General features: G+C 67.2%; 10 protein-coding genes. 1 reads left to right on the top strand and 9 read right to left on the bottom strand.

Going from position 1 to position 16,436, the window contains the following annotated elements:
- Positions 1-61: 61 nt before the first annotated feature.
- Both ACFOLC_RS11275 and otsB read right to left on the bottom strand, forming a co-directional pair.
- Complete coding sequence (locus tag ACFOLC_RS11275) at positions 62-1,858, bottom strand: glycoside hydrolase family 15 protein (RefSeq protein ID WP_386759345.1); 1,797 nt, start codon at positions 1,856-1,858, stop codon at positions 62-64.
- On the bottom strand, positions 1,855-2,622 hold the full coding sequence (gene otsB / locus ACFOLC_RS11280) for a trehalose-phosphatase (RefSeq protein WP_386759346.1): 768 nt from the start codon (positions 2,620-2,622) through the stop codon (positions 1,855-1,857). The genes ACFOLC_RS11275 and otsB overlap by 4 nt, the downstream gene beginning before the upstream one ends.
- 120 nt (positions 2,623-2,742) lie before the next feature.
- On the opposite strand from otsB, the gene clpB reads away from it, so the two are divergent.
- The gene (gene clpB / locus ACFOLC_RS11285; RefSeq protein ID WP_386759347.1) at positions 2,743-5,343 is read left to right on the top strand and encodes an ATP-dependent chaperone ClpB; all 2,601 of its coding nucleotides are present in this window, start codon (positions 2,743-2,745) and stop codon (positions 5,341-5,343) included.
- A 7-nt stretch (positions 5,344-5,350) separates the two neighbouring features.
- Here clpB and ACFOLC_RS11290 read toward each other — a convergent pair whose 3' ends face one another.
- The 7 genes from ACFOLC_RS11290 to ACFOLC_RS11320 all read right to left on the bottom strand — a co-directional run bounded on the left by ACFOLC_RS11290 (position 5,351) and on the right by ACFOLC_RS11320 (position 16,431).
- Complete coding sequence (locus ACFOLC_RS11290; RefSeq protein WP_386759348.1) at positions 5,351-6,355, bottom strand: hypothetical protein; 1,005 nt, start codon at positions 6,353-6,355, stop codon at positions 5,351-5,353.
- Positions 6,356-6,373: 18 nt separating this feature from the next.
- Complete coding sequence (locus tag ACFOLC_RS11295; protein ID WP_386759349.1) at positions 6,374-7,351, bottom strand: hypothetical protein; 978 nt, start codon at positions 7,349-7,351, stop codon at positions 6,374-6,376.
- 33 nt (positions 7,352-7,384) lie between these two features.
- Positions 7,385-10,006 (bottom strand): N-acetylmuramidase domain-containing protein, encoded by a 2,622-nt coding sequence (locus ACFOLC_RS11300; RefSeq protein ID WP_386759350.1) that lies wholly within the window; start codon positions 10,004-10,006, stop codon positions 7,385-7,387.
- 255 nt (positions 10,007-10,261) lie between these two features.
- Positions 10,262-11,740, bottom strand: a complete 1,479-nt coding sequence (locus ACFOLC_RS11305) for a c-type cytochrome (RefSeq protein WP_386759351.1) — start codon at positions 11,738-11,740, stop codon at positions 10,262-10,264.
- Positions 11,741-11,756: 16 nt separating this feature from the next.
- Positions 11,757-13,298, bottom strand: coding sequence for a c-type cytochrome (locus tag ACFOLC_RS11310; protein WP_386759352.1), 1,542 nt, complete (start codon positions 13,296-13,298; stop codon positions 11,757-11,759).
- Between the two features lie 24 nt (positions 13,299-13,322).
- Positions 13,323-15,509 (bottom strand): hypothetical protein, encoded by a 2,187-nt coding sequence (locus tag ACFOLC_RS11315; protein ID WP_386759353.1) that lies wholly within the window; start codon positions 15,507-15,509, stop codon positions 13,323-13,325.
- A gap of 43 nt (positions 15,510-15,552) precedes the next feature.
- A complete protein-coding gene (locus ACFOLC_RS11320; protein WP_386759354.1) occupies positions 15,553-16,431 on the bottom strand; it encodes a hypothetical protein in 879 nt (292 codons plus the stop codon).
- Positions 16,432-16,436: the final 5 nt, after the last annotated feature.

Consider the following 16,436-nt stretch of genomic DNA (forward strand, 5'->3'; position numbering starts at 1 on the left):
GGTGCGGGCCGATCTAAGTGGCCGTCTGCCTCCATTGAGTGGGCTGCGAACGTCAACCTGCTCACGCCGCATCCTGCCAAGGCCGCGACAACCGCATCGCCGCAATGATCAGGCCGACGTGCGAATAGGTCTGCGGAAAATTGCCCCAGGCCTCGCCACCGTCGAACTCGAGGTCTTCCGACAGCAGGCCGAGTGGATTGCGGCGCGCAAGAATGCGCTCGAACAGCGTCCGTGCCTCCTCGTAGCGTCCGATCGTGGCGAGGGCATCGATGTACCAGAACGTGCAGATGGTGAAGCTGGTCTCCGGCGAGCCGAAATCGTCCGGCGAGACGTAGCGGAACAGCGCGTCGCCGCGCTTGAGGCCGTGGCCGATCGCCTCGACCGTGCGGATGAAACGCGGGTCGTCGGGCTTGACGAAACCCAGGTCGGCGAGCAGCAGCAGTGACGCGTCGAGACGGTTGCCGTCGAGGGCCTCGACGAAATGGCCGAGTTCCTCGTTGTAGGCGTGCTCGATGATGCGGGCGTGGATGGCATCGGCGCGCTCGCGCCAGAGCTTCACCCGTTCCGGCAGCTTCACGTGCACGGCGATCTTGGCCAGGCGGTCACAGGCGGCCCAGCACATCACGCTGGAATAGGTGTGGACCTCGGTGCGGCCACGGAACTCCCAGAGGCCGGCGTCGGGCTGGTTGTGCAGGGCGAAGGCGCGCTCGCCGAGCGGTTCGATGCGCTCGAAGATCGCCGCATCGCCCATGCGCGTCAGCCGCTGGTCGAAGAACAGTTGCGTCGAGGCCAGCACCACGCTGCCGTAGACGTCGTGCTGCTGCTGCAGCCAGGCCAGGTTGCCGCGCCGTACCGGGCCCATGCCGCGATAGCCGGCCAACGATGGCACTTCCTCCTCGGTCAGCGCCTTTTCGAAGCCGATGCCGTACAGCGGTTGCAGCAGACCGTCGTCGGTGGCGACGTTGGCGACGTAACGCAGGTAGTCCTCCATGCTGCGGGTGGCGCCGAGGCGGTTGAGCGCGCGCACCACGAACGCGGCATCGCGCAGCCAGCAGTAGCGGTAGTCCCAGTTGCGCACGGTGTGCGCGGCCTCCGGGATCGACGTGGTCATCGCGGCGACTATCGCGCCGGTTTCCTCGTACTGGCACAGCTTCAGGGTGATCGCGCTGCGGATCACCGCCTCCTGCCACTCCAGTGGAATCGACAGATAGCGCACCCAGTCGCGCCAATAGGCGATGGTCTTCTCCTCGGCCTGGCGCACGAAGGCGGCCACCGGCTGGGTCAGCGTCTCGTCGGGGCCGAGTACCAGGTGCAGCTCGCGATCGAGCGCAAACGGCAGTGCGTCGCGCACCAGTCGCACCGGCACGTCGCTGGTCAGGCGCAGGGTGAAGCCTGGCACCAGGTAGCGGATGTGGTTGCTGCCCCAGGTGGTCTCGGGCTTGCTGGCGCCGTAATCGGCGAGCGGACGCAGGCGCACGCGCACGCGCGGCAGTCCGGCCAGCGGTCGCACCCGGCGCAGCAACGTCACCGGCCGGTAGAAGCGATCGTTCTGGTGCCAGCGCGGGGCGAAGTCGGTGATCTCGACCGCGCCGCCGCGGGTGTCGCGCAGGATCGTGCGCAATACCGCGGTGTTGGCCAGGTAATGCTGCTCGGACGAGGCGAAGTCCTCGATCTCGATCGCGTAGTCGCCGCCCTCGTGGTCGCGTGGCGACAGCAGCGCGCAGAAGGTCGGGTCACCGTCGAAGGCCGGCACGCAACCCCAGACGATGCGGCCGCGCGCGTCGACCAGCGCCGCCATGCTGCCGTTGCCGACGAGGCCGAGGTCGAGGCTGGGGTGTGCGTCGGGTATGGGGGTCATCCAGGTTCCTGTGTCTGGGAAAGGATCACGGCCTGCTCCAGCCATTCGCGCACCGCGGCCGGGTCGTGCAGGCCGTAACGCGCGGCGCTGGGGCTGCGCGCGCCGACCAGCACCCCGAAGCCGCCGTGGCAGTCGACGGCGGCGAAGCCGTGCTCGTCGGTCAGGTCGTCACCGACGAACACCGGGCGGCGCCCGTGGAACGGTGGCGTGGCCAGCAAGGCGAGCACCGCTTCGCCCTTGTGCGCACCGTCGGGGCGCAGTTCGAGCACGCGGTTGCCCGGTTGCAGGTGGTAGCCGGGCAACTCGATCAGTGCCGAGGTGGCGAACTCGTGCAGCGGCTCCTCGGCGGCCGGCGCGCCGCGCCAGTGCAGGGCCAGCGTGGTGCCCTTGTCTTCGACCAGTGCGCCGGGGTATTTGGCGGCCAGGGCCCGTGCCGCCGTGAGCACGTCGTCAAGCGCGACCGGTCGCGCATGGGCGATGGCGTGGCCGTTGTCGCGCAATTCCAGGCCATGCAGGCCGGCGGCGGGCAGGAGCAGCGGTGCGAACAGGGCATCGAGCTGCGCCAGGGTGCGGCCGCTGACCAGTGCCAGCGCACCGTCGAGCTGGTCGCGCAACGCGTCCAGCGTGGCGATCAGCGCCGGCGCGGCATGCACCTCGTCCGGTAGATCGGCGAAGTCCAGCAAGGTGCCGTCGACGTCGAGGAACAGTGCCCAGTCGGGCGAGAACGCCGGCGGCGGCGGACGATGGGGGATCTGCGCAGCCATACACGCATTGTGAACATGTGCATGTAAGCATTAGGTGGACGCGCTTGAATCGCCGCGCGACGGGCCGCATCTGAGAGGCATTGCGGCTGGGCCGCCACATCTTTTGAGAGGGATCACTCCATGCGAATGGACAAGCTCACCTCGCGCTTCCAGCAGGCGATCGCCGATGCGCAATCGCTCGCGGTAGGGCGCGACCACAGCGTCATCGAACCGTCGCACCTGCTGGTCGCCTTGCTCGACCAGAGCGGCGGCAGCACGCGGCCGCTGCTGGCGCAGGCCGGCGTCAACGTGCCGCTGCTGCGCGAGCGCCTGGGCGAAGCGCTGGAAAAACTGCCGAAGGTGTCGGGCCAGGCCGGCAATGTCAGCGTCGGCAACGACCTGGCGCGCCTGCTCAACGTCACCGACAAGCTGGCGCAGCAACGCAACGACGCGTTCATCGCCAGCGAGCTGTTCCTGCTTGCCGCGCTCGACGACAGCGGCGAAGTCGGTCGTGCACTCAAGGCCGCCGGCGCCAACAAACCCAAACTGGAAGCAGCCATCGACAAGCTGCGCGGAGGCGAGAGCGTGCAATCGGAAAATGCCGAGGACCAGCGTCAGGCGCTGGAGAAGTACACCATCGACCTGACCGCGCGCGCCGAGAGCGGCAAGCTTGACCCGGTGATCGGCCGTGACGAGGAAATCCGTCGCACCATCCAGGTGTTGCAGCGCCGCACCAAGAACAACCCGGTGCTGATCGGCGAGCCGGGCGTCGGCAAGACCGCGATCGTCGAAGGCCTGGCCCAGCGCATCATCAACAGCGAAGTGCCCGAAGGCCTGCGCGGCAAGCGCGTGCTGTCGCTGGACATGGGCGCGCTGATCGCCGGCGCCAAGTTCCGCGGCGAGTTCGAGGAGCGCCTGAAGGCCGTACTGAATGATCTGTCCAAGAACGAGGGCCAGATCATCCTGTTCATCGACGAACTGCACACCATGGTCGGTGCCGGCAAGGCCGAGGGTGCGATGGACGCCGGCAACATGCTCAAGCCGGCGCTGGCACGCGGCGAGCTGCACTGCATCGGCGCGACCACGCTCGACGAGTACCGCCAGTACATCGAGAAGGACGCCGCGCTCGAGCGTCGCTTCCAGAAAGTATTCGTCGGCGAGCCGTCGGTGGAGGACACCATCGCCATCCTGCGTGGCCTCAAGGAGCGCTATGCCGTGCACCACGGCGTGGAGATCACCGATCCGGCGATCGTCGCCGCGGCGACGTTGTCCAACCGCTACATCAGCGACCGCCAGCTGCCGGACAAGGCCATCGACCTGATGGACGAGGCCGCCTCGCGCATCCGCATGGAGATCGATTCCAAGCCGGAGGAGCTCGATCGCAAGGAGCGCCGCCTGATCCAGCTGAAGATCCAGCGCGAGGCGCTGAAGAAGGAGAAGGACGCCGAGTCGAAACAGCGCCTGGCCGACCTGGAGGCCGAGATCGCCACGCTGGGGCGCGAATTCAACGACCTGGAAGAAGTCTGGAAGGCCGAGAAGGCGACCTTGCAGGGCGCGACCCGCATCAAGGAGCAGATCGAGGCCGCCAAGCTCGAGCTGGAGGCCGCGCAGCGCAAGCAGGACTTCGCCCGCATGAGCGAGATCCAGTACGGCGCGCTGCCGGAGCTGGAGAAGCAGCTCAAGGCCGCGCAGGAGGCCGAGACCAAGGGTTTCACTCTGCTGCAGGACAAGGTCACCGCCGAAGAAATCGCGCAGGTGGTCGCGCGCTGGACCGGCATCCCGGTCAGCAAGATGCTGGAAGGCGAGCGCGAAAAGCTGCTGAAGATGGAAGACCAGCTGCACACGCGCGTGGTCGGCCAGGAGGAGGCGATCAAGGTCGTGTCCGATGCGGTGCGGCGTTCGCGCGCTGGTCTGTCCGATCCGAACCGGCCGTCGGGATCGTTCCTGTTTCTCGGCCCGACCGGCGTCGGCAAGACCGAGCTGACCAAGGCGTTGGCCGAGTTCCTGTTCGACAGCAGCGACGCGATGGTGCGCATCGACATGAGCGAGTTCATGGAGAAGCACAGCGTCGCGCGCCTGATCGGTGCGCCTCCTGGCTATGTCGGCTACGAGGAAGGCGGTTACCTGACCGAAGCCGTGCGCCGGCGCCCGTACAGCGTGATCCTGCTCGACGAGGTCGAGAAGGCGCACCCGGATGTGTTCAACATCCTGCTGCAGGTGCTCGACGACGGCCGCCTGACCGACGGCCAGGGCCGCACGGTCGATTTCCGCAACACCGTGATCGTGATGACCTCCAACCTCGGCTCGCACCAGATCCAGGACATGTTCGATAAGAACGGGTCCGGCGACGATTCGCCGCAGGCTTACCTGCAGATGAAGGCCGCGGTGATGGGCGTGGTGCAGGCGCACTTCCGCCCGGAGTTCATCAACCGCCTCGACGACATCGTGGTGTTCCATCCGCTCGACAAGGCGCAGATCCGGCAGATCGCGCGTATCCAGATCCGTGGTCTCGACAAGCGCATGGTGGAGCGCGGCCTGAAGCTGTCGTTGTCCGATGATGCGCTCGCCTTGCTCGGCAACGTCGGCTTCGACCCAGTGTACGGCGCCCGCCCGCTCAAGCGCGCGATCCAGCAGCAACTGGAGAACCCGCTGGCCTCGAAGATCCTGTCGGGCGAGTTCGTCAGCGGTGACACCGTGCAGGTCGATGTCGAAGGTGGGCAGCTGGTGTTCCGCAAGGGCTGAAGCCGACTCACCTGACCGGCGTCGAGCAGGCACCCGAAAGGCGGCCACCGCGTTCCGCGCAGTCGGCGGGTGTTGTGCGGATCGTCTGCTCGCCGCCGCCCGAGAAGGGCACGCAACAGGTCGGCAGTTGCAGTTCCAGTGCGTGCTGGCGCTGCAACCGTGATGCCGCGGGAGCGGAGGCAGGCGATCTTGTCGTCGATGCGGGCGTGGGTGGGGGCGTGGGCGCTGCGTCGTCCATCGGGGTCGGGTAGTCCGTCCCCCCGGCCGGCGGAGGCGGAGGCGCCGGGGGATCACGACGATCGTCGTCATCGTCCTTGCTCGCGTCGTAAGCAGCGGCACCGACAGCGATGACGCCGAGTCCGATAAGCGCCTTCTGCCAGCCCTTCAGCGCCTTCTTCGGCGGCGCCGTGAAGTAGTTGCGCGTCCAGTCGGCCGTGCGCTCGGCGGCTGTGGCATCGAGCAAGGTGGTCTTGTGCTCGCCGTTGGGCCACACGACCAGCTGTTCAGACGTGGTCACGCGCATCGAGGCCAGCTTTCCGTCCAGATCGGCGGCACCCTGGATCACGGTCATGACCGTGCCGCGCTCGTCCACCTTGAGGTTGATCCGGCTGCGGCTGATGCCGCTGACGGCGCCGACGTTGGTCAAAAAGCAGATGTTCGAGCCGTTGATGAAGAGCTCGCCTGCGATCAGGCGTACCGCCAGGCAGCGGGTGCCCTTGAAGAACGAGGTGCTGATCAACTTGGCACTGTTCTCGTTGAGCAGCACGATGCCCTGCGGCGCGAGTTCCACCCGGGCACTGGTGCGTGGGCCCGTGCGAACCATGCTGCCGTCACGGATGGGTACATCCACGGCCGATGGACGCTGGCGGGCGTCATCGACAAATGCGTTGGTGCCGTCGATGTCCATCTGGGCGATCTCCTGGGCGTGGACAGGCGACATTGCGACGGTCAAGGCCAGCCATAGCAGCGCCGGGACGGGTACGCGAGGTTGTGGAAACGTGCGGATGTTCATGTAGCTACCTCCGTCCGATCAACGCCCCGCGGGCGCCTCGAACAGTTCACGGATGCCGACGGTTTCCATGCGGGCGACGTCATCGGACGGAATCCACAGCACGCGTCGCGTCGGTGGGTCCCAGACGGTGAGGCCGCGTTCGTTCCGGTCGATTAGGAACTGGCCCGTGGCGATGGGCGGGGCGCGCGCGTCCTTGGTTTCGATGCGCACCACCGGGTAACGGCTCGGCTTGAGCAGCGCGCCGAACTCCATCGGCAGCATGAGCACCAGCAGCGCCGTGACAAACAACAGTGGACCGATCAGCCAGGCTCGCCAGTGCCAGCGCGACACCACGTGCCAGCCGATGCAGCACATGACGACGAGCTGCACGGCAGACCAGAGCTGCGCATTGAAAACCGAGCGCAGCACGTCGAAGCGCCCGCAAAGGAAGGCTTCACGCAAGGCTATGAGGTCTGCTTGGCAATGCAGGGTGCCCGGATTGCTGTAGAGCAACCCGGATATCTGCAGATGGAACGAGATGGCGCGCAGGCTGTCGAAAGCGATCATGGCACTGGCGACCAGAAGCACGCAGTACAGCGACAGGCGCGCCACGATAGCCCAGGTCGTCGTGGCGTGGGCCTCGTACATGTCCCGCAGGCGCTGACCGTGTTGCAACAGCTTGCGCCGCGTCAACACCGCGATCAGTGCGAACGGAATGGCCGCGGCAGTGACCAGGATGACCAGGGGGCTGACCGCTACCTGGGCAATGCCGATCACGATGGAGAGGAAGAACTTCGCCCCTTCGAGCAGGAAGTAGTCCTTGCTGAAGTCCACCAGCCCGTACAACCCCAGTGCATAGATATGCGCGGTGGTGATCAGGTAGCCGCACACGTACAGGATCGCCGTCATTCCGGCCAGCGATCCGCCAATCCACAGGACGAAGCCCTTGATCCCGGAGGCGATGCTGATCGCTTCCGGGAGGCCTTGCATCGCATTGGCACTGGATCGTTCCACCATGTCCGAAGGTCCGTACTCGGCCAGTTCGTCGGGTCAGCGCGTGCGGATGAACGACACCACCGCCCGTTGCAGGGCGTCGTCCTCGTCCATGCCGCCGTGGGTGATCGCGCGCGTGGCGGCGTTGCCCTCGGCGATGATGCGGCCGGGGCTGGGCAACTGGCGCACCATCGGCCCCCAGGCGTGGGTCGCCATGGCCGGCACGAGGTGTTTCTCCATGCCCAGCAGCGGTGTTTCTTCGTGTTCCTCGAACGAGCGCGCCACCAGGTACAGCAACGAGTGGCCGTACGGCGAGCAGGTGCCGTCGGCGCGTTCGGCGGCGTCGGTGAGGTTGGCGATCAGCATCCGGATGCCACGCGACGCGATGGCCGTGCCGAGGTTCTTGTCAAAGGTATCGATGCGTACCGCCGGTGCCAGCAGGCTGATCGTGCGCAGGTCGAAGCCCTGCTTGAGTGCGCGCGGCGCCAACCAGCTGTGGACGATGCCACCGGCGGAATGGCCGATCAGGTGCAGGCGGATGGCCGGAAGCTTCCCGCGCGGAATCTTGCGGAACTGCTCGAACAGCTGGATCACGCCGGAGCCGCGTGCGCCAGACAAGGCGTTGGCGTTCTGTTTCATCTCGCCCCAGATCTTCTTGCCAAGCGGTCGCGCCAAGCCTTCCAGGCGCTCGTCCTTCCACTCTTCGAAGCGTTGCTTGAAGCGGTCCCAGCGCGGTCCGCCGGTGAGCTCGGCCTCGCCGCGGGTCACGTCCTCGAACAGGTTGGTGATGGTCTTCCACGCGCCGGTTTCCCACATCAGGAACACCGGGAAGATCCGGTTCGAGTACAGGTGCGGGATCCAGGTGCGCGCGGTTTTCGATGCGGCGTTCTCGTCGGTGAGGCCGCCATGTGCGTACACGGCGACATCGACGCTGTCCTGCGTGCCCAGGCCCCAGACCCGGCAGGCTTCGGGCAGGTGATGGTCGACCAGCAGGCGCAGGTCGTCGGCGCCGGTGCGGAAGCGGCCGCGCTCGCTCAGCTTGCCCTCGTTCTCCATGTTGACGACGAACGGCGAGATCTCGTGGTCGCCCAGGGTGGGGTCGCTCGACACCAGCGCGCGCCCGGTCTGCGCCTCCACGCGCAGCGACGGCGAGCGCGCGACGGCGTCGTGCTCGGCGGTGACCACGCCCAGCTGCACCACCCAGCAATCCATCGCGTTGTCGAGCCAGTCGGCGTAGGGCAACACGGCAAAACCGCCGCGGCCCCAACTGGGGCCCCAGGAGTTCTGGATGATGAAACCCTCGCGCGTGTAGCCGACGATGGCGAAGGCGTGGCCCTGGTCGCGCGCACCGGGCGAGGCGGTGATGATCGGCAGCTCGCTGATCGTGGTCGGCGGCGGGCTGGCGCGATTGTTGAGCAGCAGGTCCCAGCGCGCGTGGGTGAACGCACTGGCGACCAGCGCGCCGGCCTCGGCCAGGGCGATGTGCATGTCGCGGATGTTCTCCGGCGAAATGCGGTAGTACGCGCCCATCGGCCGCTTGACCGCGTCCAGCCACCAGTCCTCGCCTGGCGTGTTGGTGGCAGCGGGCATGTCCAGATCGGCCCACAGCCGGCCGGCGCTGGCGCCATGGCGTGACCAGCCCTTCAGTGCGCCACGCAACGACGAGCCACTGTCGACGTCGTCGTCCTCGGCCCATTCGTCGTAGCGGCGCGCCATGCTGTAAAGCATGTAGCCCGAGATCGGCTCGACCGCACGCTGGCCGCGATCGAGCAGGTATTCGATGGTAGTCGCCAATGCGAAGCCGGTGCAGGCGTTGGTCTCGCGCTGGTGCTTGGTCTGGCGCGGGTCGTTGGGCATCATCCAGTCGCGCGGAGCGACGGCGATGCTGGGTTGGTACATCCAGTCGCGCAGGTCGACCGGATCGGGCCGCACGTTGCGCCGACGCGGGTTGCGCCGGCGCGTGGTCTGCACCGCCGCGAACGATTCGCGCCCGGGCGGCAGTGATGGTTCGGCGGCAGCCGATTTCCTGGCCTTGCCGCGCGCACGGCGACCGGCGATTGCCTCGGCGGCCTCCAGTTCCTCGCGCGACACCGCCTTGTCATCCTGGCCGTGGTAACGCGCGTACGCCGCGGCCATCTTCTGGTCGTAGCGGTTCTTGGCGTAACCCGGGCCATTGTAGGCTGCGGCGAAGCGCGCCCAATTGCGTCGTCGCAGCGCGACCAGGAACGGTGGCCGCGAGATGAAGCGTGCGAACGCACCGACCTGCTCTTCGGCGCCGGCATGGTGGGCGGCGACGAACGCATCGACATCGCGGAAGCCGGCATAGGAATAGTTGAAGCCCATGATCTGGAACATGCCCCAGCTGGCCGACTGCAGCGCCGAGGCGCGATCAAGCTGGCACGCCGCCTCCAACCGCCGCCACTCACCGGTGAGCGAGCCGGAGTACTTGCTGCGGTCCCAGCGCGGGTAGCTCAGGCCGGAATGCTCGGCGTCGAAGCGCCCGCCGGTGAGGCGGTGGAAAGCGTGGCCTTCGAACAGGATCTTCGGCTTGTCCGACGGCGGAGGCAGGAAGCCGCTGCCGTTGGACTCGACCTCGGCCACGGCGCGCAATGCGGCCGGTTCGACCTCCAGCACCTCGGCCAGCCGAATCCAGTATTCCCGTGAGATTTGCCGTTCCATGGTTCACCTGCAAGCGTTGGCGTTTTCGTGCCCTCCTATAGGGAAACGCTGCAAATTCTGGTTTCCGGACGCGTGGCGCGGGATATTGACGCAACGGCCCGCTTCGCAATGGCAATTCACTTGGTGGGAGGTAAGCATGAGGATTCGCTCGGTTGGCCTCGCAACGTTTCGCTTTGTGGCGATGCCGCTGGGCGAGTGACGGAATTCTCCAATCGTCTGAATATGAAAACGACAGGCGGCGATTAAACGAACGCCTCACAAGGTCTTCAAGTACTCCAGTAACGCAGATTTCTCGTTCCCGGGAAGGTCGGTTCCGAATGCATGCCCTTGGTTGCCGTTGGCGCGTTGACGGGTGTCGTGTCGCGTGCCGACGCGTTCGGCTTCGGCACCCTGCGTGACGAAGCCGACATTGACCGGGTCGTACAGGTCGTAGCCGCGCCAGAACACGACCGGGCGTTGCGCTGGCGGGGTGAGCATGTCGCGCAGAGTCGGTACGGCGCCGTTGTGCAGGTACGGTGCGCGCAACCACAGGCCGTCGAGGAAGGGCGGGTTGTAGCCGATCAAATCCTCCTCGACTAGCCCTTTGCGCTGGATTCCGAAGCCGCTGACGACGCGGTTGGCGGCGATGGCGTTCTGTGCGTTCCAGGCGTCGATGCGTTCGCGGTCGGTGTCGATACCGGCCAGTGGCTGGCGCGTGCCGGTCCTGTCGCTGGCATGGCAGGAGGCGCAGTGTGCGGCGAACACCGGTTGGCCGGACGCAGCGAGCGTGGCGTCAATCGGGAACGGGTATTTCGGCGGTGGTAGCGCGGACAGGTACTCCTGAAGCCAGCGCACGTGACCGAGGAACTCGTTGTTGGACTTCGGCGCCGCGTTCATCAGGCCCAGCGCCGAGTCGATGATGACCGATTGCGCGTCGTGGCTGTCGCCAGCGAAGTTCATCGTGGTGCCGGGACGCGCGTATTTCTTCAGGTTCCAGATCGGCGGCATGTCGGTCGGGCCGAGGCTGTTGTCCATCGGCAGTTCCAGCATGAAGTACTTGGTGAGGTTCATGCCGTCGTCGCGGCCGCGGCCCCAGTCGGGGAAGTCCTTGCGGTAGATCCAGGCGAACTGGGCCTCGCGTTCGAGCAGGCGCTGCTTGGTGATCGGGATCAGTGCGTAGCGGTAGATCAGTCGGTCCAGCCACGACAGTTCCGTCACCAGCCGGATCTCGTGCAGCAGGTTGTCGGCGTTGAAGCGCGGGTCCTTGGCGCAGTCGACCAGGAAGCGGAAGAACGCGCCGAGGTTGAGGGTGTGGCCGGGGCCGGCGGCGACAAAGGTCGGGTTCTCGTCGGGCGTCTTGCGGTAGCTGGCCATGTGGCAGGTGGCACAGGTATTGGCCACGCGCGGAAAGCCGATGGTCTTCTTGGTGAATCCGATTGGTAGTTCCTGTCCTTCTTCCCAGGCGACGCCGAACGATGCGTAGCCGCCGGGCCCGGGCAGCTTTTCCGGGAACATGCGCGGCAGCACATAGAAGATCCAATAGGGGATGCCGGCGTCGTTCTCGGCGCCGATCGAGCCGTACTTGAAGCGCATCTCGGGCGTGGCGGTGACCCAGTCCGGCTGCGGCTCCTCGCGGAACAGCTTGTACCAGGCGATGCCGCCGAGCATCGCGCCAAGCAGCAGCAATACCAGCAGTGCCCACAGCCACCAACGTTTCGGCCTGTTCGTTGCAGCGGTGTGGACAGTCTCGGCCATTACCTTCTCCTGATGATCAGAACGTCTTGAGGAACGCGACCAGCGCGTCCTTGTCGGCTGCCGGCAGCTGCGTGCCGTAGACCGCGCCGTCGTGACCGGCATTGGAGTTGCCAGGCACCGCGGTGTCGTAACGGAAGAATGCGACGCCGTCGCGCACGGCAACGTCCGACACGAAGCCGACCTTGCCGGTGTCGTAGACGTCGTCGCCGCGGTAGAACAGCTTTGGACGGGCAGCGGCGGGTTCGAGCAGATCGCGCAACGTCGGCACCGAGCCGTTGTGCAGGTACGGTGCGCGCAGCCACAGCCCGTCGAGTGGCATGTTGGCGTAGCCGTAGGTCTTGCGGAAATGGCGGAAGCGCCATGGGTAGCCGGCGTACAGCGTCGCCTGGTTGAGTGCGAGGTCGCGGGTGTAGCTGTCGAGGCGGCGGCGGTCGCTGCCGACCTGTGCCAGTGGCGTGACCTTGCCTACATACTTGCCACTGAAGTCGCGACCGCTGGTGCCATGGCAGGCCGCACAGTAGTCATCATAGACGACCTTGCCGCGCGCGGATTGTGTTGCGTCGATCGCATACGGGTACTTCGGCGGCGGCAGGGTCAGCAGCCAGTCCTCGATGCGCTTGATCGCTTTGAGGTCGATCGTGGGTGGCGTGGTTCCAGTGCCGAACGCGGCGCTCTTGTTGCGTTCCTCGACCGCGGTGTTGTTGCCATCCCAGTGCAGCTGCATGCCCTGACGCGGCTGTTGCAGCCAGATCGAGGGGAAGTCGGAGGGCGCGTTCTTCTCATCCTCCGGCAGCGCAGCGATCGGGAAGTTGAAGATCACCTTGGCGGCATTGAAGGTGTCGACGCGGCCCGGGCCCCATGCGGGGTATTGCAGCAGCGGCTCAAAGCGCCCGGCCAGCATCAGCAACCGGTCGCGCATCAACGCGATGGCGACCGGATAGATCACGTAGCGATCGAGCAGACCGAGCTTGTCGCCGCGTGCACGCATGGCACGGTCGATCTCGGGCACCACGAAGTCGCTGGTGAACTTCGGGTCGCGGGCGCAGCCGAACAGGAACTTCTGTAGCCCCCACACGTTGAAGCGATTGCCCGGCATGCCCAGGACGATGCGCGGGGTCGCGTTGGGCGCATCGCGCACGGTGCTGGTGTGGCACACCGCGCAGTTGAGGAAGGTGCGCTCGACGCCCTGGTAGTTGCGTTTCGACATGCCGACCGGCAAGTCCTTGCCGTCTTCATAGATCAGTCCGAGCGAGGCATAGCCGCGCGCTGGGTCGGGCAGGTGCTGCCCGCACACGCGCGGCAACACCTGCCAGATCCAGTACGGCAGCCCCGATTCCATCTCGCCGCGGGTCGAGCCGTACTTGAAGTGCTCGGCGGCGTCGGCGTAGGTCACTGCCGAGTTGCGGTTCAGCAGGTACAGGCCATACACGCCGAATGCGGCCAGCAGCAGCGTTGGCAGCGTGAGTGCGAGTGCCAGCCAGCGCACCCAGCGGCGGTTGAACAGGCGTGCCAGTGCGGCGTTGGCGCGGGCCAGTGCGGTATGGAGCCGGGTCGCCATGCGGATCCTTCCTGTCTCAGCCTGCTACGGCAGGCACGGCCGCAGCGCTTCGTAGTCATTGACCAGTAACGCGTCCAGTTGCGGGGATCGGCCGGTCTCGATGCGCAGCAGCTCTGCGGCGGTGCGCTCCAGGGACGCGGCCTCCGCCGGTGGCAAGGACGTATGCGGGTAGGGCAGTGCCAGCGGCGGCGGCATCGGGGTCTTTTCGCGCAGCGCCGGCTCGCGCCGCCACATCGCCAGGCGTGCGTACAGGCGCGGCGCGCAGTGCGCCATGTTGGCCGCGACCTGGGCGCCGGTACCGGCCAGGAAATTCGGAGGCGAGCGCTCGCCGGTAGCGTGGCAACCGGCGCATGGCGGGTAGAACGCGGCGAACGGCCGCGCCGGGCCACGGCTTGGCGTGGGCGGTGCCGCGGCTTCGACCCGCGGCGGCGGTAGACGAACGGCGGGGTCGCAACAGTCGTCGGATCCGCTCATGCCCAGATGCGAAAACAACGCTGCGACCAGGCGTGGGCGGTCGAACGGCTGCGCCGCGAATGGCGATGCCGGGCCGGTGTCGTCCGACAGAGCTGCGATCGCGGCGCGCAGTGGTGCGAGATCGTCGATCACGGTGATGGTGGCGTCGGCGACCGTGCCGCCCGTGCCGTCGGGCCAGCGCAGCGTGATGCGGTCGATCACGGCGCCGTCGGCAAGGCGCGCGCGCAGGTCGCGATGCTGCAGACGCAACACCGTGCCTTCCGCGGCAAGCCCCGTGCCCGGCGCCACCGTGAGCTGGTGCAGCGGTGGATGGCCGACCACGGCAAGCCCATCGACCGTGCCGGCTTCGATGCGAGCGCCGCGTAGCAGGAGCCGGCCGCGCAGTTGCGCCGTGGCTGGCGTCTGTGCCTGATCGCAATCGAAGCGCAACGATGCCGTGGTCCGCTCAAGTGTGCAGCGCGCCACGTACTGCCGCTGCTGGCCGCCGCCGCGGTCGTGCAGGTGCCGGTCGAGCGCGATGATTTCCGCAGCCGAGAAGAAGCCGCCGAGCCCGGCGATAGTGCGCCGCGCCACGCTCGCTGCTTGTTGCTGAGGAGGCGATGCCACTGGCGGCGGCAGCGAAGCCGATGCATCCAGTCGCCAGACTTCCAGCGGCGGTCGCGGCAGCAGCGGCTCGAACCGCGCCGGCACGCCTGCCAGCACCGCGCCGGTCGGCTCGGTCGCCGTGCCCGGTGGCAGCGGATCGCGGTTGGCCAGGTCGGGATTCGGAATCGCCAGGCCGGCGGGCCAGCGCGCGCGCCATGCGCGCAGGAAGGCCGGAAGGAAGTCCACGCGCCAACGGGCGGCGCGCTCGTCGAAGCCACGTTCACCGCTAAGACGGTATTGCAGCGCGGCCAGCAGCGCCGCGCCACGGCAGCGTCGGCCTGCGGCATCGTTACCGCCGCAGCCGTCGCGCCACAACCGCTGCCAGACGCCGAACAGGTTGGCGCGATCGGTGGACGCGTCGATCGCGCCGGGGATATCGACGCCGCGCCGCACCGGCACGCCAAAGAAGGCGTCGCCATGGCGTTGCAAGGCGGCGGCGACGCGCGGGTTGGCATTGGTTTCGGCCCACACAGGCCGCGAGAAGATCGGCGCGAGGTTCTGGTGGCAGGCGGCGCAGACATCGCGGCGCGCGTAGCTGACCCGCGGGGTCGTCCCGGCGCGGTAATCGTGCACCAACTGGAATTCGAAGCGCCCCGCCGCCTCGTTGTAGCTGATCACCTCGATCAGCCCGGCCTGTTCCTGGTAGCCGAGGTACAGCCGATCCTTGAGCAGCGCATGCGCGGTGGTCGCGCGCGCGCCCTCGCCATCGACCGCGGCCACCACGCGCGGGTGCGCGAAGAAATCCGGCGATGCGGTCAAGCGCTGCAGCGAGCGGCCGAGCGGGATCAGCACCGCGCGCGAGCACGGCGCTGCCGCATCGCAACCGGCGCGCTCGTCGATTCGTCGCAGCAGCGCATCGAACGGGAACGGGATGTCCTGGACGTACCGCCCGTCCTGCTCATGGCGGGAGATGCTGTCGAACAGCGAGTGGCCAAGCGGCGGACGGTCGGGTCCGGTGCGCGCGGGATTCACTGCCCAGCGCGGCTGTGGCGGCTGCGGCGTTTCAGCCGTTGGCCGGCAGGCGGCGACGAGCAGCGCGAGCGCGGTGCCGACCAGTGCAGCCGTCATCGGCAACGGAACGTGGCGTCGCATCCTGGGCATCCGTACCGTCGGTCGTCATGCCACGTCCTGCGCCCTACTGCACTGACGCCAGCACCCGCTGCTGCGTGCCCGGCCAGCAGTCCTCGGCGACCTGTCCGGTCTTCGCGAACGCGGCCCCGTCGCGCTCGGCGATCGCCTTGTTGTAGAGAGTGAAGTCGAGCAGGAACACGCGGCCGAGGTAGGCGCGGCCGAGATAGAAACCCGGGCGTACCATGCGGATCTCGTCGCGTACCTGCAGGCCGTTGCGGCCGGCGAGGAAATCGGGCTTCTCGCGGTAGCCGGGGAGGGTGTCGGTGAAGGCGTAGTCGATGATGATCGACTCGCGGCGGCTGTCGAGCAGACTCTGCCCGCAGTACAGCCTGGCCGGGAACAGCAGCCATTGATCGCGGCCTTCGACGCTCGCCTTGGGAATGTCGCCGAGGTCGCTGCCGACCAGCGGCTGCAGCAGCCGCGTGTCCTCGATGCGGTTACGCAGCAGGCGCTGGTCGCGGTAGAACACCTTGCCCTTCCACAACGCGCGGCCCAGTTGCTCGAGCTTGATCGTCTTCCATTCGACGGCGAGCCCGGGCAGGCCGCCGACGATCTCCGCCAGGCGGCGGTCGCCGCTTTGGCCCTTCGGAAACAGCAGGTCGCCGTCGAACGCGCCATCGGGAATCGGGCCGGCACTGAGGCGTGCGTAGATCTGGTCGATCTGTTCCTGGTCAAAGCGCTGGATGTTGTCCGGCGTCAGCTTCTGCAGGTCGGCGACCGACAGCGGATGGCGGTGTTCGACCTCGGCGAAGTCCGGCTTGCTGGCATGGCTCTCGTCGTACTTCAGGAAGCCGATGTCGGGCTTGCGCTCGCAGCCGGCCAGCAGGATCAGGATGGCCAGCAGGGCGGGTTGCGAGACGCGGATGACAGAGCCAGGGTCCATGGTGT

The organism is Lysobacter cavernae, from assembly GCF_042648505.1.
Taxonomy (GTDB): Bacteria; Pseudomonadota; Gammaproteobacteria; order Xanthomonadales; family Xanthomonadaceae; genus Lysobacter_L; species Lysobacter_L cavernae.

Excerpts from the sequence above, each read along its gene's own strand:
- ACFOLC_RS11295 (WP_386759349.1), bottom strand. The coding sequence starts at position 7,351 with ATGGTGGAACGATCCAGTGCCAATGCGATGCAAGGCCTCCCGGAAGCG.
- ACFOLC_RS11290 (WP_386759348.1), bottom strand. The coding sequence starts at position 6,355 with ATGAACATCCGCACGTTTCCACAACCTCGCGTACCCGTCCCGGCGCTG.
- ACFOLC_RS11310 (WP_386759352.1), bottom strand. The coding sequence starts at position 13,298 with ATGGCGACCCGGCTCCATACCGCACTGGCCCGCGCCAACGCCGCACTG.
- ACFOLC_RS11315 (WP_386759353.1), bottom strand. The coding sequence starts at position 15,509 with ATGCGACGCCACGTTCCGTTGCCGATGACGGCTGCACTGGTCGGCACC.
- ACFOLC_RS11305 (WP_386759351.1), bottom strand. The coding sequence starts at position 11,740 with ATGGCCGAGACTGTCCACACCGCTGCAACGAACAGGCCGAAACGTTGG.
- ACFOLC_RS11275 (WP_386759345.1), bottom strand. The coding sequence starts at position 1,858 with ATGACCCCCATACCCGACGCACACCCCAGCCTCGACCTCGGCCTCGTC.
- ACFOLC_RS11320 (WP_386759354.1), bottom strand. The coding sequence starts at position 16,431 with ATGGACCCTGGCTCTGTCATCCGCGTCTCGCAACCCGCCCTGCTGGCC.
- otsB (WP_386759346.1), bottom strand. The coding sequence starts at position 2,622 with ATGGCTGCGCAGATCCCCCATCGTCCGCCGCCGCCGGCGTTCTCGCCC.
- clpB (WP_386759347.1), top strand. The coding sequence starts at position 2,743 with ATGCGAATGGACAAGCTCACCTCGCGCTTCCAGCAGGCGATCGCCGAT.
- ACFOLC_RS11300 (WP_386759350.1), bottom strand. The coding sequence starts at position 10,006 with ATGGAACGGCAAATCTCACGGGAATACTGGATTCGGCTGGCCGAGGTG.